Origin of the sequence: Faecalicatena contorta (assembly GCF_021531995.1) — a bacterium.
GTDB lineage: Bacteria > Bacillota > Clostridia > Lachnospirales > Lachnospiraceae > Dorea_A > Dorea_A contorta_A.
Genome location: NZ_JAFBIZ010000053.1, coordinates 1 through 20222, shown reverse-complemented (window position 1 = coordinate 20222; position 20222 = coordinate 1). Strand labels below are relative to the sequence as shown.

20 protein-coding genes and 1 riboswitch are annotated in these 20222 nt (G+C 45.6%); of the genes, 6 read left to right on the top strand and 14 right to left on the bottom strand.

Annotated features, from left to right (window positions below):
* Positions 1–50: 50 nt before the first annotated feature.
* Entirely contained in the window at positions 51–3272 is a 3222-nt protein-coding gene (gene carB, locus JQM82_RS08585) for a carbamoyl-phosphate synthase large subunit (protein WP_235249723.1), read from the top strand.
* Between the two features lie 72 nt (positions 3273–3344).
* Here carB and JQM82_RS08580 read toward each other — a convergent pair whose 3' ends face one another.
* Together JQM82_RS08580 and JQM82_RS08575 are read right to left on the bottom strand one after the other, a co-directional pair.
* Positions 3345–3683, bottom strand: coding sequence for a hypothetical protein (locus tag JQM82_RS08580; protein WP_235249722.1), 339 nt, complete (start codon positions 3681–3683; stop codon positions 3345–3347).
* Between the two features lie 29 nt (positions 3684–3712).
* Entirely contained in the window at positions 3713–4504 is a 792-nt protein-coding gene (locus tag JQM82_RS08575) for a nitroreductase family protein (protein WP_235249721.1), read from the bottom strand.
* A gap of 121 nt (positions 4505–4625) precedes the next feature.
* A riboswitch (TPP riboswitch) is annotated at positions 4626–4732 on the top strand.
* Positions 4733–4915: 183 nt separating this feature from the next.
* On the opposite strand from JQM82_RS08575, the gene thiS reads away from it, so the two are divergent.
* The 5 genes from thiS to JQM82_RS08550 are packed head-to-tail and all read left to right on the top strand — an operon-like array spanning position 4916 to position 8457.
* Complete coding sequence (gene thiS, locus JQM82_RS08570; RefSeq protein ID WP_235249720.1) at positions 4916–5113, top strand: sulfur carrier protein ThiS; 198 nt, start codon at positions 4916–4918, stop codon at positions 5111–5113.
* A 5-nt stretch (positions 5114–5118) separates the two neighbouring features.
* A complete protein-coding gene (gene thiF / locus JQM82_RS08565) occupies positions 5119–5763 on the top strand; it encodes a sulfur carrier protein ThiS adenylyltransferase ThiF (protein ID WP_235249719.1) in 645 nt (214 codons plus the stop codon).
* Between the two features lie 22 nt (positions 5764–5785).
* Positions 5786–6562, top strand: a complete 777-nt coding sequence (locus JQM82_RS08560) for a thiazole synthase (protein ID WP_235249718.1) — start codon at positions 5786–5788, stop codon at positions 6560–6562.
* A 13-nt stretch (positions 6563–6575) separates the two neighbouring features.
* On the top strand, positions 6576–7790 hold the full coding sequence (gene thiH, locus JQM82_RS08555) for a 2-iminoacetate synthase ThiH (RefSeq protein ID WP_235249717.1): 1215 nt from the start codon (positions 6576–6578) through the stop codon (positions 7788–7790).
* A 28-nt stretch (positions 7791–7818) separates the two neighbouring features.
* Positions 7819–8457: a thiamine phosphate synthase gene (locus JQM82_RS08550; protein ID WP_235249715.1), complete on the top strand. Its 639-nt coding sequence runs from the start codon at positions 7819–7821 to the stop codon at positions 8455–8457.
* Positions 8458–8473: 16 nt separating this feature from the next.
* On the opposite strand, the gene JQM82_RS08545 is transcribed toward JQM82_RS08550, so the two are convergent.
* From JQM82_RS08545 to JQM82_RS08490, 12 genes are all read right to left on the bottom strand, one after another.
* Positions 8474–9343, bottom strand: a complete 870-nt coding sequence (locus tag JQM82_RS08545) for a DUF2971 domain-containing protein (RefSeq protein WP_235249714.1) — start codon at positions 9341–9343, stop codon at positions 8474–8476.
* 11 nt (positions 9344–9354) lie between these two features.
* Entirely contained in the window at positions 9355–9720 is a 366-nt protein-coding gene (gene crcB / locus JQM82_RS08540; RefSeq protein WP_235249713.1) for a fluoride efflux transporter CrcB, read from the bottom strand.
* Positions 9714–11066, bottom strand: coding sequence for a M18 family aminopeptidase (locus JQM82_RS08535; RefSeq protein WP_235249712.1), 1353 nt, complete (start codon positions 11064–11066; stop codon positions 9714–9716). The genes crcB and JQM82_RS08535 overlap by 7 nt, the downstream gene beginning before the upstream one ends.
* A gap of 39 nt (positions 11067–11105) precedes the next feature.
* Entirely contained in the window at positions 11106–12251 is a 1146-nt protein-coding gene (gene fliB / locus JQM82_RS08530) for a flagellin lysine-N-methylase (protein ID WP_235249711.1), read from the bottom strand.
* A 102-nt stretch (positions 12252–12353) separates the two neighbouring features.
* A complete protein-coding gene (locus JQM82_RS08525; RefSeq protein ID WP_235249710.1) occupies positions 12354–12914 on the bottom strand; it encodes a DUF6323 family protein in 561 nt (186 codons plus the stop codon).
* Positions 12914–13759: a DUF6179 domain-containing protein gene (locus JQM82_RS08520; RefSeq protein WP_235249708.1), complete on the bottom strand. Its 846-nt coding sequence runs from the start codon at positions 13757–13759 to the stop codon at positions 12914–12916. Before JQM82_RS08520 ends, JQM82_RS08525 begins: the two co-directional genes overlap by 1 nt.
* 612 nt (positions 13760–14371) lie before the next feature.
* Positions 14372–16063: a Na/Pi cotransporter family protein gene (locus JQM82_RS08515; protein ID WP_235249706.1), complete on the bottom strand. Its 1692-nt coding sequence runs from the start codon at positions 16061–16063 to the stop codon at positions 14372–14374.
* Between the two features lie 94 nt (positions 16064–16157).
* Complete coding sequence (locus JQM82_RS08510; protein ID WP_235249705.1) at positions 16158–17057, bottom strand: substrate-binding domain-containing protein; 900 nt, start codon at positions 17055–17057, stop codon at positions 16158–16160.
* A 187-nt stretch (positions 17058–17244) separates the two neighbouring features.
* Complete coding sequence (locus JQM82_RS08505; RefSeq protein WP_235249704.1) at positions 17245–17721, bottom strand: low molecular weight protein-tyrosine-phosphatase; 477 nt, start codon at positions 17719–17721, stop codon at positions 17245–17247.
* A gap of 295 nt (positions 17722–18016) precedes the next feature.
* Entirely contained in the window at positions 18017–18628 is a 612-nt protein-coding gene (locus tag JQM82_RS08500) for a phage terminase small subunit P27 family (protein WP_235249703.1), read from the bottom strand.
* An 81-nt stretch (positions 18629–18709) separates the two neighbouring features.
* Complete coding sequence (locus tag JQM82_RS08495) at positions 18710–19606, bottom strand: nucleotidyl transferase AbiEii/AbiGii toxin family protein (RefSeq protein ID WP_235249702.1); 897 nt, start codon at positions 19604–19606, stop codon at positions 18710–18712.
* Entirely contained in the window at positions 19603–20157 is a 555-nt protein-coding gene (locus JQM82_RS08490; protein ID WP_420370608.1) for a type IV toxin-antitoxin system AbiEi family antitoxin domain-containing protein, read from the bottom strand. The genes JQM82_RS08495 and JQM82_RS08490 overlap by 4 nt, the downstream gene beginning before the upstream one ends.
* Positions 20158–20222 lie beyond the last annotated feature (65 nt).

The following is a 20222-nucleotide window of genomic DNA, read 5'->3' as shown; positions in this document are numbered from 1 at the left end:
ATCCGATATAATGTTTCATAGAAAAATATGTCATATACTAGGAGGTTTTTATGCCAAAAAGAACTGATATCCACAAAGTACTGATTATCGGGTCCGGACCTATCATTATCGGACAGGCATGTGAATTTGATTATTCCGGTACTCAGGCATGCAAAGCTTTAAAAAAGCTTGGCTATGAGATCGTACTGGTCAACTCCAATCCGGCTACCATCATGACGGATCCTGAAACCGCTGATGTCACCTACATTGAGCCACTGAATGTCGAACGCCTGGAACAGATCATTGCCAAAGAACGGCCAGATGCTCTTCTTCCGAATCTGGGCGGGCAGTCCGGTCTGAACCTGTGCGCAGAGCTTTCCAAAGAGGGGATACTTGATAAATATCATGTACAGGTCATCGGTGTACAGGTAGATGCCATTGAACGTGGCGAAGACCGTATCGAATTCAAAAAATCCATGAATGCTCTCGGTATCGAAATGGCACGAAGCGAGGTTGCCTACAGTGTTGAGGAAGCACTCGCAATTGCAGATGATCTTGGTTACCCGGTTGTTCTGCGCCCGGCGTATACGATGGGCGGCGCAGGAGGCGGACTGGTCTACAACAAAGAGGAGCTGAAAACCGTCTGTGCAAGGGGACTTCAGGCATCTCTCGTCGGACAGGTGCTGGTCGAAGAATCCATATTAGGCTGGGAAGAACTGGAACTGGAAGTTGTTCGCGATGCTGAAAATAACATGATCACCGTATGTTTCATTGAAAATATTGATCCTCTTGGTGTGCATACCGGTGATTCCTTCTGCTCTGCTCCAATGCTGACCATATCTGAAGAATGCCAGAAACGACTGCAGGAACAGGCTTACCGTATTGTTGAATCCGTACAGGTCATCGGCGGAACCAATGTCCAGTTTGCACACGATCCGGTATCCGACCGTATCGTCGTAATTGAGATCAACCCGAGAACTTCCCGTTCTTCCGCACTGGCATCCAAAGCTACCGGTTTTCCGATCGCTCTGGTATCTGCCATGCTGGCAACCGGACTGACGCTGAAAGACATTCCATGTGGAAAATACGGCACTCTGGACAAATATGTTCCGGATGGAGACTACGTTGTAATCAAGTTTGCACGCTGGGCATTTGAAAAATTCAAAGGCGTAGAAGACAAGCTCGGTACACAGATGCGCGCAGTCGGCGAAGTCATGAGCATTGGAAAGACATACAAGGAAGCATTCCAGAAAGCGATCCGAAGTCTGGAAACCGGACGTTACGGACTTGGCTATGCTAAGAACTATCACAATAAAACAAAGGATCAGCTTCTGCAGATGCTGATCACTCCGTCCAGTGATCGCCATTTTATCATGTACGAAGCTCTGAGAAAAGGCGCTTCTGTTGAGGAGATCTACGAACTGACCAAAGTAAAGACCTGGTTTATAGAACAGCTGAAAGAGCTGGTGGCAGAGGAAGAAGCCATCGCAGCCTCCAGAGGAACACTTCCTGCTGATGAGCTTCTGATTCAGGCGAAAAAAGATGGTTTTTCCGACAAATACCTGAGTATGATCCTGGAGGTACCGGAAGATGACGTCCGCAATCGTCGTATTAAACTCGGTGTCGAGGAGGCCTGGGAAGGCGTTCATGTAAGCGGAACCCCCGACAGTGCTTATTACTACTCCACCTACAATGCCAAAGATAAGAACCCTGTATCCGACAAACCAAAGATCATGATCCTCGGTGGTGGACCAAACCGTATCGGTCAGGGTATCGAATTTGACTACTGTTGCGTACATGCATCTCTGGCGCTGAAAAAGTTGGGATTTGAAACCATTATCGTAAACTGTAATCCGGAAACGGTTTCCACAGACTATGATACTTCCGACAAGCTCTACTTCGAACCGCTGACTCTGGAGGATGTCTTAAGCATCTATAAGAAAGAGCAGCCGGTCGGAGTCATCGCACAGTTCGGCGGTCAGACACCTCTGAACCTTGCATCCGAGCTTGAGAAAAACGGAGTAAAGATCCTTGGAACCTCTCCGTCTGTCATTGACCTCGCAGAGGATCGTGACCTGTTCCGTGAGATGATGGAAAAACTGGAAATTCCGATGCCGGAATCCGGAATGGCAACCACCGTAGAGGATGCACTTGCCATTGCAAAAGAGATCGGTTATCCGGTTATGGTACGTCCTTCTTACGTACTTGGCGGACGCGGCATGGAAGTTGTCTATGACGATGAAAGCATGGAGGGGTACATGAAAGCTGCAGTCGGTGTTACTCCGGACCGTCCGATCCTGATCGACCGTTTTCTGAATCACGCTCTGGAATGCGAAGCTGACGCCATCAGCGACGGAGAACATGCATTTGTCCCTGCAGTTATGGAACACATTGAGCTTGCCGGTGTACACTCCGGAGACTCTGCATGCATTATTCCATCCGTACACATTTCCGAAGAAAACGTAAAGACCATTAAAGAATATACTCGTAAGATTGCGGAAGAAATGCATGTCAAAGGTCTGATGAACATGCAGTACGCAATTGAAAATGGAAAAGTATATGTACTGGAAGCAAATCCACGTGCATCCCGTACCGTTCCGCTGGTATCCAAGGTCTGCAACATCCGTATGGTACCACTGGCAACCGACATCATTACCTCCGAACTGACCGGACGACCATCTCCGGTTGCAAACTTAAAGGAGCAGTCTATTCCTTACTTCGGAGTAAAAGAAGCGGTATTCCCATTCAACATGTTCCAGGAAGTAGATCCGATCCTCGGACCAGAAATGCGCTCTACGGGAGAAGTGCTTGGCCTTGCCACCACTTATGGAGAAGCATTCTATAAAGCTCAGGAAGCAACGCAGTCCAAACTGCCTCTTGAAGGTACAGTTCTGATCTCAGTAAATCGCAAAGATAAGGCTGAAGTGATAGAGGTTGCTCAGGACTTCGCCAATGCAGGATTCCGCATTCTGGCAACAGACAACACTTACAATCTCATCCGGGAGGCGGGAATCGAAGCTGAAAAAGTGAAAAAACTATATGAAGGCCGTCCGAATATTCTGGACCTGATCACCAACGGAAAGATCGACCTGATCATCAACTCTCCGGTCGGAAAAGACAGCATTCACGATGACAGCTATCTGAGAAAAGCTGCGATCAAGGCAAAAGTTCCTTATATGACAACGATTGCCGCAGCAAGAGCAACAGCAAAAGGAATCCGTTACGTGCAAGAACACGGAAACGGAGAAGTCAAATCCCTGCAGCAGCTGCACAGTGAGATAACAGATAAGTAAAATAACGGTACCCCAGAGAACGCATCGACGCTATTCGCTTACCTCTGCTTTTCTCTGGGGTACCGTTTCCTTTTAATGCTCCGGTTTTACTTTTGTAATCAACCCTTCGGAATCGTGTGTGAATATCAGTGTCACAGTCTCTTCTTTCTCTCCTTTTAACAAAGATACCTGAACGGTTTCATTCACATCGCCCTTTTCTTTTAATTCTATATTTTGCACTTTATAGGTGAGATTTTCCTGTTCTGCTTCTGCAAAATACGTGGTAGCCATCTGATCCAGGAAGGTATCAAGTGCATTTTCTGCAAAACAAGCACCAACCTGCTCTTCCTCCTCTTTTGAAGAACACGCAACAAGCACCGGAACTACCATTAACATACCAATTATAGAGACTACTCTCATCATTTTCTTCATTGAAAGACCTCTCCTTTCCAATGAATCAACTATTTCCATTCTATGTTTTTCTTTTTTCTTGGTGCAGTACGCCGATATGTCACTGCCGGGTATCCCAGAAGCATACAGCAGGAGACAGGCGTATCTGTAATCCCAAGCCATTCCTGTAATGTATCACTTGCTTTGATCACCCGCATCATATATCCGTTATACAGAACTCCTGCACCTTCCGCAACTGCCATATTTTCTATATTGGCCGCTGCCAGTCCTCCATCCAGCGGATTATTGGACGCGATTACAAGAAAAGAAGTCGAGTTGAAAAAGAATACATCTTCTTTGGGATCTTTCTGATGTCTGAGATAAAACAGCTCAAACACTCTTGCATACTCCGGATTGTCTGTTTTGAGTTTCTCGACAACATTCGGCATCTCTTTCCACACCAGATCTTTGAACTCTTCCAGCTGATTCTGAACCAGGATAAACCGGCACTCCTGACGGTTCTTTGCCGTCGGTGTGTATCGTCCTGCATCCAGGATCCGCTCCAGTTTTTCCCGCTCAATCGGTTCTTCCTTAAAATTACGGATGCTTCTTCTGAACTTTACTGCATGCAGGAAAGTTTCCGGCTGAACCGTGAAGGTGTCTTTCTCGTACTCTTCTACATCTTCCATATCATATCCCGGAATGGAAACTGCACCCACCGGACAGATTGCCACACAATGCCCACAATGAATACAATTACGGATATAATCCGCCTTACCGTCAATCAACTTGATCGCTTTTCCCAGACAGTCCTTTACACAGGCGCCACATCCGATACATTTTTCTTTTTTTATATTTATCATCTCACATCAATCCTTTCTTTTCATGAAAAACAGCTTGTCAGTTATTTTTATTTTACAACAAATTCCAGATTTTCTAAATAAAGATTGACATTTCTTCATAATCTTTTTATACTTAAACATGTAAATTGACTAGGGGAGCTTATGTACTAGGCTGAGAGGAAGTTGAGAACTTCGACCCATATACCTGATTTGGATAATGCCAACGTAGGAACGTAGAGAAAATTGCGGGAGGTACTTTGGTATCTCCCTTTTTGTATCATCTACCGATGATTCCAACCAGGAGTTTACATTTTAATAGAGGATGAGTTGAGAGTGAACGAGAGTTCATGAAGGGGTGCACCACCACGGGTGTATTACTTCGTGAACTCTTTTTTATCTTATTAACACTGATCCACAGAAAGGAGGACACCGATGGTTACCATTAACGGACGTGAGACTGTTCTGGAATTACCAATGACAGTCTCTGATTATCTCGCACAGAACCAATATCAGATCCATCGTATTGCAATCGAATTAAATGGCGAGATTCTCCCCAAATACCAGTACTCTGATACCATGTTGAAGGACGGAGACAGTATGGAGATTGTAAGCTTTGTAGGAGGAGGCTAAAAATCATGACAGACCAGAAACTTACCCACGAACAGATCAACGCGGCACTGAACGAACGCCACGGGGCAAATATACAGGCGCTTCTCTCTCAGGGAAATATAGCGATCGCCGGACTTGGAGGACTGGGTTCCAACATCGCATATTCTCTGGCGCGAATCGGAGTCGGCCACCTGCATCTGATAGATTTTGATGTGGTGGATATCACTAATCTGAATCGTCAGCAATACTTTATCCAACACATCGGCATGTACAAAACAGATGCGCTCAAATCCCTGCTTCTGCAGATCAACCCCTATCTGGACATCCACACCGACTGTGTGAAAGTCACCGAAGAGAATCTGATAGAACTTTTTCGGGAAAATGATATTATCTGCGAAGCTTTTGACAATCCGGAAGCAAAAGCCATGCTGGTCAACGGCATTCTGGAACATTTTCCAGAAAAAAAGCTCGTATCTGCCTCCGGCATGGCCGGATACGGAAGCAGCAACACGATCCGCACCCGAAGAATCACAAAGAACTTCTACCTGTGCGGAGACCGGATCACGGAACCCTCCCCCGGAAATGGTCTGATGGCTCCGCGGGTTGCGATCTGTGCCGCACATGAGGCAAACATGATCACCCGGCTGATTCTGGGTGAAGAAGACATATAAAACCATAGAAAGAAGGAATAATATGCACACAAATGAAGATAAATGGATCCTTGGAGGCCATGAATTTACCTCCCGTTTTATCCTCGGCTCCGGGAAATTCTCCCTGGAACTGGTAAAAGCATGTATTGAAAAAGCAGAAACACAGATCATCACCCTGGCTCTTCGACGTGCCAACGAAGGCGGACTCGCCAACATTCTGGATTACATTCCGGACAATATCACTCTGCTCCCGAATACTTCCGGTGCAAGAAATGCGGAAGAAGCCGTACGTATTGCAAGACTTTCCCGCGAAGTCGGCTGCGGTAACTTTGTAAAGATCGAAGTAATTCACGATTCCAAGTATCTGCTTCCGGATAACTATGAAACCATCAAAGCAACCGAAATTCTTGCAAAAGAAGGTTTTGTTGTTATGCCGTATATGTATCCGGATCTGAATGCTGCAAGAGCACTCCGGGATGCCGGTGCTGCCTGCATCATGCCGCTCGGTGCTCCAATCGGTTCCAATAAGGGACTCTGCACAAAAGATTTCATCCAGATCCTGATCGATGAACTCGACCTTCCAATTATTGTTGATGCAGGTATCGGACGTCCTTCCCAGGCCTGTGAGGCCATGGAGATGGGTGCAGCTGCAGTCATGGCCAATACGGCAATCGCAACCGCCGGAGACATTCCTGTCATGGCCGAAGCATTTAAGAAAGCCATTCAAGCCGGAAGAAGTGCATACTTGTCAGGTCTGGGTCGTACCATCGAAAAAGGCGCCAGTGCTTCTTCTCCACTGACTGGATTTTTACAGGATTAGGAGGCATTCATTCATGGAAAAAGAACATATCAACGAAAGTATTCTAAATGAAGAGATTCTGGAAGATCAGAAAAAAAACCGTATCGACCATATGACCTATCTTCCCGGAATGGAAGTTCTGGAATCAGACATCTTAGACCAGGTAATCTCTGCCATGGATGCGTATGATTACGACAAATATACAGAATCAGATGTAAGACGTGCACTTGTACATGACACGAAGACACCGGAGGATTTTGCAGCCCTCCTTTCTCCTGCAGCCCTTCCGCTTCTGGAAGACATTGCACAGGCAGCAAGAGTTGAGACCCGAAAACACTTCGGCAACAGCATCTATATGTTTACACCGCTCTATATTGCCAATTACTGCGAAAATTACTGTATCTACTGCGGCTTCAACTGTCACAATAAGATCAACCGTGCCCAGTTAAAACCGGATGAAATCGAAAAAGAGATGGCAGCAATTGCGAAAACAGGACTTCAGGAGATCCTGATTCTGACCGGAGAAAGCCGCAGTAAGTCCACGGTTGCATACATCGGAGAGGCCTGCAAAATTGCAAGAAAATACTTCAAAGTCATCGGCCTTGAAATCTATCCGGTTAATTCCGATGAATATGCTTATCTGCACGAATGCGGTGCCGATTATGTCACGGTATTCCAGGAAACTTATAACTCTGACAAGTACGAAACACTTCACCTGGCAGGCCATAAGCGCATCTTCCCTTACCGTGTCAATGCACAGGAACGTGCGATCAGAGGCGGTATGCGCGGTGTCGGCTTCGGTGCACTTCTGGGACTGGATGACTTTCGAAAAGACGCATTTGCTACCGGATATCACGCATATCTCCTGCAGCGAAAGTACCCGCACGCAGAGATTGCATTTTCCTGTCCGAGACTTCGTCCGATTATCAACAATGACCGGATCAATCCCATGGATGTTCATGAGCCGCAGCTTCTTCAGGTGGTATGCGCTTACCGGCTCTTTATGCCATTTGCAAGCATTACTGTATCTACCCGCGAGTGCGCCCGTGTACGCGATCATCTGGTCAACATTGCAGCAACCAAGATCTCTGCAGGTGTCAGTACCGGAATCGGCAGCCATGTAGAGGATATTGAAGAAAAGGGAGATGATCAGTTTGAGATCTCAGACGGAAGATCTGTCGACGAGGTCTATCAGGCACTTCTTGAGAACGACCTGCAGCCGGTCATGAGCGATTACATCTATGTATAAGAATATGAGAATTGCACGAGGAAATAATATGGAGAAAACCAGATACAAAAAGAATGACCATGACGCATCGGATTCTAATTTCGATCAGACATTATTTCACCGGATAATTGCCGTCAGCAACCGACATCTTTGCCGGCGGCCGTTTCCGGAACAGATCAAGCGGATCTGCCAGTGTCATCCGCAGGCGCTGATCCTGCGGGAAAAAGACCTATCGGCGGATGAATACGCCCTTCTTGCCGAACAGGTCATGAGGATCTGCAGATCCCATCAGGTGCCGTGCATTCTCCATACTTACTGGAAGACGGCACTGGAGCTGCATTGCACATCGATCCACCTGCCGCTTCCACTGCTTCGGGAATGGAACGCCCAGACGGAGTTTCCTCTCAGCGCCTTCAAACAGCTTGGAACTTCCGTTCATTCCATCGAGGAAGCGGTCGAAGCAGAACGGCTCGGTGCCACTTATATCACCGCGGGACACATCTATGCAACCGACTGTAAAAAAGGTCTCCCTCCGAGAGGACTGGATTTTCTCCGTAAAGTGTGTCAGGCCGTTGATATTCCTGTCTATGCAATCGGCGGAATAAAACCGGATAAGACTCAGTTTGCTGAAATCCAGGACTGCGGTGCCGCAGGAGGCTGCATTATGTCCGCAATGATGGAACTCTAAGCTCTTTAAAACGGGATTAATATCTCAGCTTAATATCTGAGAGATGAACCGGGACACGATATCCCTTGCTTTTCATCATATATTCCATGCCTTTTTTCGCAAGATCAATGTGATTCTGAGGTGCCACCATGATTTCTTTCACCGGAAGATTCTCTTCGCTTAACTGAATCTTGATAAATGGAATCATGAATCCGTCTTTTTCGCGGAAGTTTACTTCTGTATCCTTTTGCTTTTTGAAGACAAACCGGTACTCCTGCTCTTCTTTGAAGGCCTCGTGCTTGAAGAACATCGCATACACGGCTGCAATCTTCTGGAATTTGCGGCAGGCCTTCCGATAGACCGGATCTTCCGGATTCTTCTCTCCGGCTTCCAGTATCCTTTCAAAAGGCGTCTGAAAAATCTCCGGAAGGTAATCACTGATGATCTTGCAAATCAGCCTTTTCTGCAGTTCGGGATCATAGATGACAAACCCGTGATAATCGATGACATTTGCCTCGCCGATACGCTGCACGATCTTTTCACTGTCAAGCCCGATATTATAACCCGTCTTGCTGCCGAATTCTGACCACATGGTGATACTGTCTCTACAGTTAGAAAATGACAGCACAAAGTATTCCTTGTTTTTACCACCTGCCAGGAATACTGCCTCTTCCAGCACATCTCTCAGGAACAGTTTCTTCTGAGATTCTTTTTTGATATTTTCCTCGCAGACAGCTTCAATAATCCGTGTAATATACGAAAATTCATCCGGATCATTTAAGAAATCACTCTTCGTAGCCCAGAAACAATTATGATTCACAATTCCGTTGATTCCATTGCTTTTTGTATAATGATACAGAATACTTCCCGGTTCTGCCTGTTTCAGTTTCACCTGTCTGCTTGCCATTTTCTTTCCTCCTATTTCACCAGAAACTGTGCTGCAAACACCGCCAGCACCCCCAATACGACACTCAGAACCGCATACGTAAGTGCGACCCCTGTATTTCCACTCTGGAACAGATCTGCCGTCTCAAATGCAAATGTAGAAAATGTTGTAAATCCTCCGCAGATACCCACCTTCAGAAACAGAATCAGATGTGGATCCACAGATGAATTCTTCGCTGCCAGCGCTGCGATCAGGCCGATCGCAAATGCGCCAATGATATTAATGAGAAATGTTTTCACGGGAAATACGGGCTGTGTCTTCATCGGAATCAGACCGATCAGATACCTGCACACAGCTCCGATAAAACCGCCCAACCCTACAAATATACAATTTACCATAACTGATATACTCCTTCGCTTTCTTCCACGACAGAAGTCTGATAGAACTGCTTTGCCGCATGAATCAGATAATCCGTATCTTTCACACCGCCGGTCTCATAGGGTGAATGCATAGCAAGCTGCGCCAGACCGACATCCACCGTATTCAACGCTACCTGCGTATTCGAGATGTTACCAAGCGTTGAACCCCCCGGCAGATCCGAGCGGTTCAGGAATGTCTGATACGGAACCTTTGCAGCTTCACAGATTCTGGTAAATACCGCTGCCGCCATTCCGTCCGTGGTATACTTCTGATTCGCACTGTACTTGATCACGACGCCGCCGTTAGGATATGGACGGTTGGTCGGGCATGCCTTATCCGCCTGATTTGGATGAACCGCATGTGCATTATCCGCAGACAACATAAAGCTGGAAGCCAGTGCCTGATGATATTGCCCGTTTGTCCGGCCAAGACTTTCATTGATGCGAAGAAGTGTATCCAGAAGAAATGTAGAAGCTGCCCCCTGTTTCGTACCGCTTCCGACTTCTTCATTGTCAAAGACACAATGTACCGGGATACTGTCTCCATCCTCCGCTGTCAGAAATGCCTGCAGGGATGCAAATGCACACTGCAGATCATCCAGCTTTCCGATGGACATGAATTCTTCTTCTGCTCCCCAGATGCTTCCTCCCATCCGGTTATACAGGAACAGGTCATTGCCCACAATATCTTCTGCACATACTCCGGCTGCCTGTGCGATCTGCTTCATAAATGTCCCCTTTTCACATCCCATTCCATAGAGCGGAAGCAGATCTTTCTGCACATTGTACTTATAACCATCATTGGCTTCCCGGTTCATGTGGATTGCCAGATTCGGAATCATCACAAGATCCCGGTCCACAGATACCAGCTTCGTCACCAGACGACTGCCTTCCCGCACAACCAGTCTTCCCGCCACCGAAAGCGGTCGGTCAAACCACGGTGCACAGAGCATCCCACCATAACGCTCCACATTCAGCTTCACATATTGTCCTTCCACTTCCATCTCCGGATGTTCCTTGATCTTAAAAGACGGGGAATCGCTGTGACTTGCCATAATCTGAAATCCCCGGAAATCTGTCTTCGGGATCCGAAATGCCAGAATCGAAGATCCGTTTCTGGTCACATAATATCTGCCGCCTTCCTGCAATTTCCAGCTCCGACTCTCCAGCAGCTGCTGATAGCCCTTTTTTTCAAGTCTCTGCTTCATATTCTGTACTGCATGAAACGGGCTCGGGCTTGCTGTGATAAATTCAAATAACTGCCGAACCGTTTCACGATTATGTTCTTTGTACGCTTCTGCCTGATTATTTCTAATCTCTTCCATATATCGATTCTCCTCTGTCACCTGTCATTTCCATGCCATCTATACCTGTTTCCAGAAAATCGGCACCAGCTGCTCTTCCATCATCTCTTCCATTTGATTCAGATTCAGATCAGAATGCTCCAACTCCCTGGAATACCGGTACACAATCTCCACCACATCCTGCGCATCCAGCGTTTTTTCATTCTTCATCCAGCGCGCCGCCAGAAGTTCCCGGATCAAAAGTACACTGATCACCGCCATCTGCGCCTTCGCATAGGCTCTTCCATCGTACACTGCCCCGCAGAAATAAGTACTGAGAAAGTAGATCAGAAGCTGTTCACACTGTACGCTCCATTCCGGCATGTGTACGTAAAGCCATTCAGAAAATTCCCTCTGAACCTCTGTATAATGCTTCTGTCCCTTCCGGTAGAGCAGAGCCTCCGCTTCCCGAAGCTGTGGCTCCCAGTCGTCTCTGAGACGTTCCAACTGATCCAGATTCCAGAACATCTGTCTGGCAAAGCGAAACTGCTGTTCTTCATTATCCTGAGCCATCTGAATCTTCTTCTGAACATATGCCTTTGCAGCTTTTGTCTGATACCGTTCCAACACTTCCTGGCAGGAGAATATCTCTCCCTTTTTGATCCGTACCTGCATGTCATGCGCGATCGCAAGAATCAGACCGGCTCTCAGACTCATCGGTTTCTCCCGGTCCTGCAGAATCCGGATCATCAGATCCCGTCCGTCCAGAAGCTCGGAATATAAAAATGGATCAAAGTCCTCATATTCCTCTTCGCCACCTTTTTCATACGACAGAAATCGCACCGGCTCTTTCTTTGCAAGCAGGATCTTCGCCACTTCCGGACAGGAAACCGACAGCGTGATCTCTCTGACATTTTCAAATTCTTCCACATGCCTGGGATAACATCTGCAGGTTCTGCACAGGCTGTCCTTCCCCAGCCTGGTATACATTTCACATAAGTTATCCGCTTTCAGAAATGCACATCTCTTATCTTCCGACTGCCGGAAGGTCCCCTCCTTCCAGTCCACAGAGCTTCGAAGCTTCTTTCGGAAAGGCCCTCTTACCTTTCGGTACCTCTCCAACGCTCTCTGATCTGCCACAATCTGCCAGCCCGCACAGCAGGTATCCTCACATCTGTCTGCCACGCACTGGAACTGATGATAATAATCCGGTATCGTATATAACAAAGTATCTTCTCCCTTCTGCAGCCGCATACATTACAATCGCATCATTTCCTGTCACATCTTCTGCAATCACTTTTTCTATGATTATATCACAGAAACATCCATTTACTCTATATCTTCCAGACTTGCACGATATAATTCATAATCCCACCTGCTTTCCTCTGACAGTGTCTGATATTCATTGTCTGTCACATGAAGACGATACTCATCCCGCAGTCCCTTGTAAAACGTATCAGCATGTGTTTCCCGGATCTTCCTTGCATATCGTTCCAGACAAGTGCTCTCCAGATATTCCAGATCTCCGAAACATACATCTTCAAACTGCTGTCGCATGAATTCCAGTAACTCCTGATCCGTCAGTTCATCCATCGATTCATTTTTATAATGATAAAAGATCTCCTGCAGTCTTCCCAGAGTGTCCACATAAGTGCTGCTGTCTATGTACTGAGAATCGCAGAAGTTCTCGATGATCTGCGGCAGAATTCCTTCCCCGAATTCCACTCTCCGGTTCTCCTTCAGGGTATCTTTTCTGCGCGTCATCAGCTCCTGCGCCTGTTCTTCAGTCAGTGCAAGTCCAAATCGTTCCGAATGACGGTTACACTCCATCACCCGCGCAATCTCCTGCTTTCTCTGTTCCTCCTCCATCAGCGCAAACATCTCATCCATTATCCAATGACCTCCTTCAGACAATGATTCTCTATCCCGTTTTTCAGTTCAAATGCCAGATCATCCAGGTCTCTGCTCAGATATCGATACAGTTCTTCCTCTCCTCCATATATCTGATTGACAAGAATCTTCAGTGCCACTTCCAGTCGACCTTTCAGCTCCTTTGCCTTCACCTCATTCATGTACAGCGCCTCTTCGATCTGCAGATATTCTTCTTTTGAAATCTCCGTTTCAGTCAGGTCAATCTCCGCCAGCATACAGCATAGCATTCTGCGAAGCGGCGTCTGACACACATTTACAAAGTACTCCTCATACTCCGGATATCGCTCCCTGTTCACAGCTCTCACATATGCCTTCGGAAACCGTGAAAGAAACTGCTGTTCCTTATCGATACTCCAAAGATACTCATATATCCGGTCAATTCCGCAAGCTTTCACATCGTTTCCAAGAGCTGGATAATCCAGTGTCAGTATATGTTCCTGTGGTTTCAGTCTCGCATCATACCACAGAAAGAATTCCGGGATTCCTTTCCGGAATGTCTCCTCATACGCCCGGCTTCCGTAGCTGTCAAACTGCTCCGCAATCTGATTGTAGCATTTTCTCGCATCCTGCGTCTTCTTGAGAACCAGCTCATATCCCAGTTCATATGCTTCTCTGGCAGCCACCTTTTTTCCCGGGCACAGCTCATCTTTCTCTGCCCCCAGAGTATACTCCTGAATGCAGTATAACACTGCTCTCATCAGCTGCTGCGCCGCCTCATAGGTAATGGATGTGCTGGCTTTTCCCGTATATTTCCACGACAGCTCCTTTACCAGCGGTAATAGTTCCTCCGGCCTGTATCGCATCCGCTTTTCCTCCCTGACATTACTTTACATATTTCCATTATGGAACCTTATTCTACTCCCGCCAGAAAAAGGTTACAAGGCTTGAAAAAGCCCCGATTTTATGGTAATGTGCCTCCTGATATTGAGGACGGATACACATTGGATTCGCCAGGATGTGGGGACACAGGCAAAAACTTGCCACGGATAAGATGGAACGCGTAGAACGACGTAGCGCACATGCTTTGGGCGTATAGGAAATATCTTGCCGCTGCCAGCCAGAAGATACGCTTCTCAACTGTGTTCCGAGACTGAAAGAGGGCAATAATGCATGAATTTTGCATTATCGCCCTTTTTATTATGCACAAGCCAAAAAATACCAACGGGTATAAGAGGAAAATGGGATGTAAGTAAACAGAAAACATCCATACGCCCATCCCAGCTGTTTCAGAGAAACTTCTTCATCTCTTCCGCCATCTTATCAGTTGCCGTCTCTTCCTGCGCACATCCTCCTGACAGATGAATGGCTACTGATCCATTTTCCGATTCTTCCTTTCACACATTTCACTAAAATACACAGGTAGTGATCACTCATCCTTATATTCTGCAAAATTCATCGGAAATATACTTCAGGCATTATTTTTCTTCTACCGTCAGGAAATAATTGAAGCTGACATCATTCATAGCCACATCTGCCAGGTTAATACAGCTGTTGCCCATACGGTCGATGCTGTGCAGGATTTTTGTAAACGGTGCCGTAAGACTTGCCTTACACTGTCCTTTGCTGACACGCTGCACATGATCTTTTCGCATCTTGATATCCAGATCCAGAATCTTGTCCTTGCGCTTCAAGATCTTATCCGCCTGCTCCGGAGCTCCGTTCTGCAAGGCATCCATCGCAGAATCAAACATCTTCGAGATTGCCTTTAAGCTCTTTGCAAGATCATTCATCGCATCCTGTGAGTATTTGTACTTATTCGTCACTTTCTCCTGAATACATTCTGCCACTTCCACAGACAGATTACCCATACGGTCCACATCACTTAAGACATACATCAGGCTCGCCGTCTGAGACGCCTGCTGTTCTGTCAGCGAACCGGAAGAAAACAGCCCTGCAAGATATTCTGTGATCTGATCGAACAGCTCACTGATCTGCCCGCCTTTTTCTTTGATTGAATCAATCTGCTTTGTATCTTCATTTTTTACAATCTCAATGGTACTCTGAACCTGTTCTTTTACCAGATCACTTAAATGAACCACTTCCTTTGCCACCAGCTGAAGTGCAGCTGCCGGCTGGTTAATCATCTTATCATCCAGATACAGCGGAGTAGACAACTCCACAACCTCTTTCTTTCCATCCGGAACAATCCTCGTTACAATCTTTACCATCAGACCGATCAATCCGACCCAGACCACCGTCATTGTCAGATTAAACAGTGTATGCGCATTTGCGATCTGTCTGGAGATCACCTCTACTTCCGGACCCTTTGGAGAGAGATACTGAATCAGCGCAGCATACGGCTTCACAAACCAGATGAACAACAGACATCCTGAGATATTGAATACACAATGTGCAACCGCTGTTCGTTTCGCATCTCTGGACTGACCCACACTTGCCAGAAGCGCTGTGATCGTCGTACCGATATTGTCTCCAAGGAGAATCGGGATTGCACCTGCCAGTCCCAGAATACTGGTCACACCGTCCGATCCCGCCTGAGATGCAAAGTTCTGAAGCACCGCAATTGTCGCACTACTGCTCTGTACCACCAGTGTCATCAATGTACCAACTGCTACACCCAGAATCGGAATATCTGCAACCTTTGCGATCATATCTGTAAATACCGGACTGGAAGCCAGTGGCTTCATCACACCGCCCATGGTCTCAATTCCAAGGAACAGAAGACCAAATGCAAAGATCGTCTGTCCAATGTTCTTTACCTTTTCTGATTTGGCCAGAAAAGATATGATAAATCCGATAAAGACGATAATATATATGTAATCACTGATCTTAAATGCAATGATCTGCGCCGTCATGGTCGTACCGATATTCGCACCCAGAATAATAGAGATCGCCTGCGGCAGACTCATCAGTCCCGCGCTTACAAAACCGATCGCCATTACCGTTGTTGCACTGCTGCTCTGTAATACAGCAGTCGTCAATGTTCCTGCGATTACTCCCATGACCGGGTTCCTGGTAAGTAACGCCAGAATACTCTTCATCTTCTCACCGGCTGCCTTCTGCAGACATTCACTCATCAGATTCATGCCATAGATAAATACGGCCAGGCCGCCTAACAATCCAAAAACAATCTGTAATTTTTCGTTCATATTTTCTTCCTCACCTATTCAAAACACTGTATCGTTGATCTGTCCCTGATCACATTTTGCAATGCATCTTACTATTTTCTTCGCTGTACTCTCATTATTCCTGATACAAATCCTGCCACTTTCGAATCGATCCTGTATAAATATTCTTCAACTGTTCCAGCGAAATGTCTTCCAGTGGATTCTCCTGATTTACAATCACTTCAATACCGTCTTTTGCAATCATATCGTAGTCCAGCAGTTCCTTTTCATAATCTTTCAACCCTCTGGAGGACATGCCAAAATCACATGCTCCCTGCATCGCATCCGTAAGACCTGCTGTAGAATCCGACACCTCTATCTGAATTCTGGCATTGGAATTGATCTCCATATATGCTTCCGCAAGTTCTTCCATCAGAGGGGCAACTGAGGTAGATCCATGAATTACGATTGTTCCTTCAGCCTGATTGGAAAGAAATGTACTGCTCTTTCCGATTGGAACAAATGTGGCTTCAACAATCTCCTGTCCTTTTCCTTTTACATAAGTGAGGAAATCCTGCTCCAGGTCATTCAATTCACCACTGTGAGCAAGATAAAAAGAACGGCTTAATGGATAGCTTCCCTTCTCCACATTCTCCTTTGTTCCCTCTATTCCATCAGTTTTTAACACTTTCTCCTGTTTCAGCTCTTCAGAAGCTCCCATGGATATATAGCCGATCGCAGCATTACCATCCTCGACCTTTTCAATCACCTCTTCGGCACTTTCCACAATTACCGCATCTTCCGTTGTAGCATCCGTCTGATCAGAATCACCACTTTCATTTACAAAACCAGCCAGCTGCGCAAATGTGCTCCTGGTTCCTGAACCATCTTCTCTCGAGATCACTTCAATCTCCCCCAGCTGATCGAGGCCATCAACCTTCACCGTATCCTGCTTCTGATCCGTCTGGCCGCATCCCGCCAACAGACACGATAAAGCCAGAGCCGCCAACAGTATCTTTCGTTTTCTTCCTCTCATATAATTCTCCTTCATCGTCAGACATTGATTTGTCGAAATTATTCTATCGAAAGTGTGTATGAGGGAAATAAGGTTTGCGTTAAATTTGTGTAAAATCTTATTAGTTCTGTATAACTTCTTTCAGATTGATATTTAAATATGCAATAATCTATCTGTTATATTTATTTTACCAAAAACGCAGCATCGGTTACCGCCACCGATGCTGCGTTTCATTCTCCAGAAGATAGGAAAGCAATGCCTCGCACCCTTCCACAACATCTTCATAAGTTCTGTCAAAATTACCCGTATACCACGGATCCGCAATATCCCCAGACTCTCCTGCAAACGCCAGAAGCTTGTGGATCTTCCCTTCCGGATCCCCACCCGTAATCCGGTTCATATTCCGAATATTGGCCGAATCCATCCCGATCAGATAGTCGTATTCGTCATAATCCCGTCTGGTCATCTGCCTTGCTCGATGCTCTAATACAGGTACACCTACCTGTCTTAACTTCTGTATGGTTCCATAGTGGGGGCCGTTGCCAATCTCTTCCCGGCTGGTAGCAGCCGAAGAAATGTAGAAATCTGCCTGACAGCCAGACTGGTTGACCATATTCTGAAAAACAAATTGTGCCATGGTGGAACGGCAGATGTTGCCGTGGCAAACAAATAATATCTTAATCATATGAATTTTCCTTCCTGCAATGCCCTAAAGTGCCGTATTCTGCGCTGTTTTGCGTCTTCTGCCATGAATTCTGTGATGTACAGAATTCTGTCCAAATCCGGTTTGGAGGGCAAAATGAGGCAAATCAGTGCAAGCAAACGTAGTCGAAATCGCGAAAACAGACTACTGCGGTTTTGGGCGAGTATTATCTTTTATTCTATCACATCCGTCAATATCTCGCCAGCCAAAACAAGCCAAGCCCCTGATGAAGCGCTCATCTGCGGCTTGGCTCACATTATTGTATTTCTTATTTAAATTATAACAGACTCACGTCTTCACCCTTCAAAGTTTTTACTCGCTCCAAGAAGCGTAAAACCAATGCTTCGATAGTATTTTCAGGTGAGAGCTGCATAGTCCACCCTGCAGCATTGAAATGTCCGCCGCCTCCAAACGTCTCTAAAAACAGGTTCAAATCCAGCCAATCTCCTTTACTTCGAAACATAAAGCGCCACTCCCACTCTTTATTTCCTGTTTCATAGCCAATAAAGCCAAGACCAAACTCTGATGCCGCCTGCAGCATCAACTTCTGATTGGTATTTGCAATTCCAACCCAGGGTGTCTGCTGCTGATATCCTTTATCAGTCTCAAAAGTAGAGCCTCCGGAAGTAATATGCTCCTGTGCTCCCTTCCATCTTGCATATGACTGACAGTATGCAGCAAGTGCTACCATATCAACTTCTGTAAGAACACCCATCTGATTCATCAGTTCAGCCAAACGCTCCCATTCCTTCGTTGCTTCTGGCATTAACCAGTCAGGACAAGTAGGCATTCCCTTTGCTGGAACAGGCTCATTCTTATTCGGTTTTCTTTTTCCAGGATTGCCTCCCAGCTTCTTAACTGCTGTGGGCTTTGGCTTTCTTCCTGCCACTGGAATCCCTCCTCCCTCATTTTTTTGCATAATAAAAGGATCATACATTTCTGCACGATCCCTATTACTAATTTTATGTAATTACATCCAGCTTTTTGTTTCTTTACTCCATGTATGCTCAAAGGAATTATCGTTATGAATTGAATCCACGATGGGCAGCAATAATTCTTTTAGTAGTTGCATAGTTTCTTCAAATTCTACTTTCACCAGTGCTTTCTTCTTTTTGATAAAGGCTCTCCATCTTCTCTGCCTTGTCTCATCCTTGGTAAAATCATCATCAAAAGCTGCAATATCATCAAAACCGGTCCCTCGATGGGTAAAGGTCTCTACAATCGCATTCTTTAATTCCACACCATTAAGATTATATCTGTCAGCCAAAACATAGATATCATAGAAATCCTTATATCTACCATTTGCAAGGCCCAGAGAAACAAAAGCCTCAAACTTTTCTGCTATGACGGAGTAAATAGAATAGGCATATACTTGCGGAACCTCCATATCCAGCAGAACCGGGAACTCCATTTTCACTCTTTCTGGATACACCACATCACCAAAACCAATATCTATTGATACCGGGACCTTGGTTCTATCCAGATATCCCATAATAGATACATTTACTCCGTGATACTCCTTGAATTCAGTTATATTGATAACCTCAAGCGTATTCAAATCAAATCTCAACGCATCATCGCACTCTATAGAAAAAATATCATTAAATACTTTCTTCATTTCTTCAGCATCATTTGGAATACGCTGTGCCAAAAGATCAATATCCATTGTTGCACGAGCATACTCTCCATTAAATAATGCATACAAAAAAATACCGCCCTTTAGTGTAAATCTCTCCACATAATTTGAAACAGATAATCTATATATTGTTCTCTCCAAACCATATGTGACCAGCTTATCCTGCATAGTCTTTCCATCTTCTATCGCCTGTTTCTTTAATCTGTCCTTTACGGATATAGCGTTTGTCATACCAGCACCTCCAGATACATTTTCATTACATCCCCACATTTGAGCATCTCTGCATATCTGATTAGCCTATTCAGATTACGGTCACTCCGATGCAGATAGGTTGTAAGAACTTCTTTCGTTTCTTCAATTCCGATTTTTTCCCTGTAGAAAACGATATCAACAACAGTTTTCTCAATATCATATATACGAAATCTGTTATTTCCATCCTCTACGGTCTCGATACCAACATCAAATCGGTCATCTGTAAAATAGCATACATTCAGTTCCGGCCAATCCGGCAGAGTTGATACCTTTGCTTTTCTCGGAATTGCTACATCAATGGCATCCGGGCGATAAGTAGACAGATTATAATACACAGCTGCACTCAGCAGACAAACTACTCCGTCTGGTACAAATGCATAGGCATAGTAGAAATCCGATCCCTCACCATCAAAATTTGCATTTTCATAATACTTTTTATTCAGTTTTATCAGGATCCCCTGGTCAACCATCTGATTGATTTTATAATAGGAAAACCCTTTATCTTTCAGCTCTTGAACTGAAAAAATCATTTGGTCATTGGAAATCTGTGCAGTCTTTGTCATCTTTCTCACCTCAATTCCAGTATATCCAAATT

Excerpts from the sequence above, each read along its gene's own strand:
- carB (WP_235249723.1), top strand. The coding sequence starts at position 51 with ATGCCAAAAAGAACTGATATCCACAAAGTACTGATTATCGGGTCCGGA.
- JQM82_RS08580 (WP_235249722.1), bottom strand. The coding sequence starts at position 3,683 with ATGAAGAAAATGATGAGAGTAGTCTCTATAATTGGTATGTTAATGGTA.
- JQM82_RS08575 (WP_235249721.1), bottom strand. The coding sequence starts at position 4,504 with ATGATAAATATAAAAAAAGAAAAATGTATCGGATGTGGCGCCTGTGTA.
- thiS (WP_235249720.1), top strand. The coding sequence starts at position 4,916 with ATGGTTACCATTAACGGACGTGAGACTGTTCTGGAATTACCAATGACA.
- thiF (WP_235249719.1), top strand. The coding sequence starts at position 5,119 with ATGACAGACCAGAAACTTACCCACGAACAGATCAACGCGGCACTGAAC.
- JQM82_RS08560 (WP_235249718.1), top strand. The coding sequence starts at position 5,786 with ATGCACACAAATGAAGATAAATGGATCCTTGGAGGCCATGAATTTACC.
- thiH (WP_235249717.1), top strand. The coding sequence starts at position 6,576 with ATGGAAAAAGAACATATCAACGAAAGTATTCTAAATGAAGAGATTCTG.
- JQM82_RS08550 (WP_235249715.1), top strand. The coding sequence starts at position 7,819 with ATGGAGAAAACCAGATACAAAAAGAATGACCATGACGCATCGGATTCT.
- JQM82_RS08545 (WP_235249714.1), bottom strand. The coding sequence starts at position 9,343 with ATGGCAAGCAGACAGGTGAAACTGAAACAGGCAGAACCGGGAAGTATT.
- crcB (WP_235249713.1), bottom strand. The coding sequence starts at position 9,720 with ATGGTAAATTGTATATTTGTAGGGTTGGGCGGTTTTATCGGAGCTGTG.
- JQM82_RS08535 (WP_235249712.1), bottom strand. The coding sequence starts at position 11,066 with ATGGAAGAGATTAGAAATAATCAGGCAGAAGCGTACAAAGAACATAAT.
- JQM82_RS08525 (WP_235249710.1), bottom strand. The coding sequence starts at position 12,914 with ATGGATGAGATGTTTGCGCTGATGGAGGAGGAACAGAGAAAGCAGGAG.
- JQM82_RS08520 (WP_235249708.1), bottom strand. The coding sequence starts at position 13,759 with ATGCGATACAGGCCGGAGGAACTATTACCGCTGGTAAAGGAGCTGTCG.
- JQM82_RS08515 (WP_235249706.1), bottom strand. The coding sequence starts at position 16,063 with ATGAACGAAAAATTACAGATTGTTTTTGGATTGTTAGGCGGCCTGGCC.
- JQM82_RS08510 (WP_235249705.1), bottom strand. The coding sequence starts at position 17,057 with ATGAGAGGAAGAAAACGAAAGATACTGTTGGCGGCTCTGGCTTTATCG.
- JQM82_RS08505 (WP_235249704.1), bottom strand. The coding sequence starts at position 17,721 with ATGATTAAGATATTATTTGTTTGCCACGGCAACATCTGCCGTTCCACC.
- JQM82_RS08495 (WP_235249702.1), bottom strand. The coding sequence starts at position 19,606 with ATGACAAACGCTATATCCGTAAAGGACAGATTAAAGAAACAGGCGATA.
- JQM82_RS08490 (WP_420370608.1), bottom strand. The coding sequence starts at position 20,157 with ATGATTTTTTCAGTTCAAGAGCTGAAAGATAAAGGGTTTTCCTATTAT.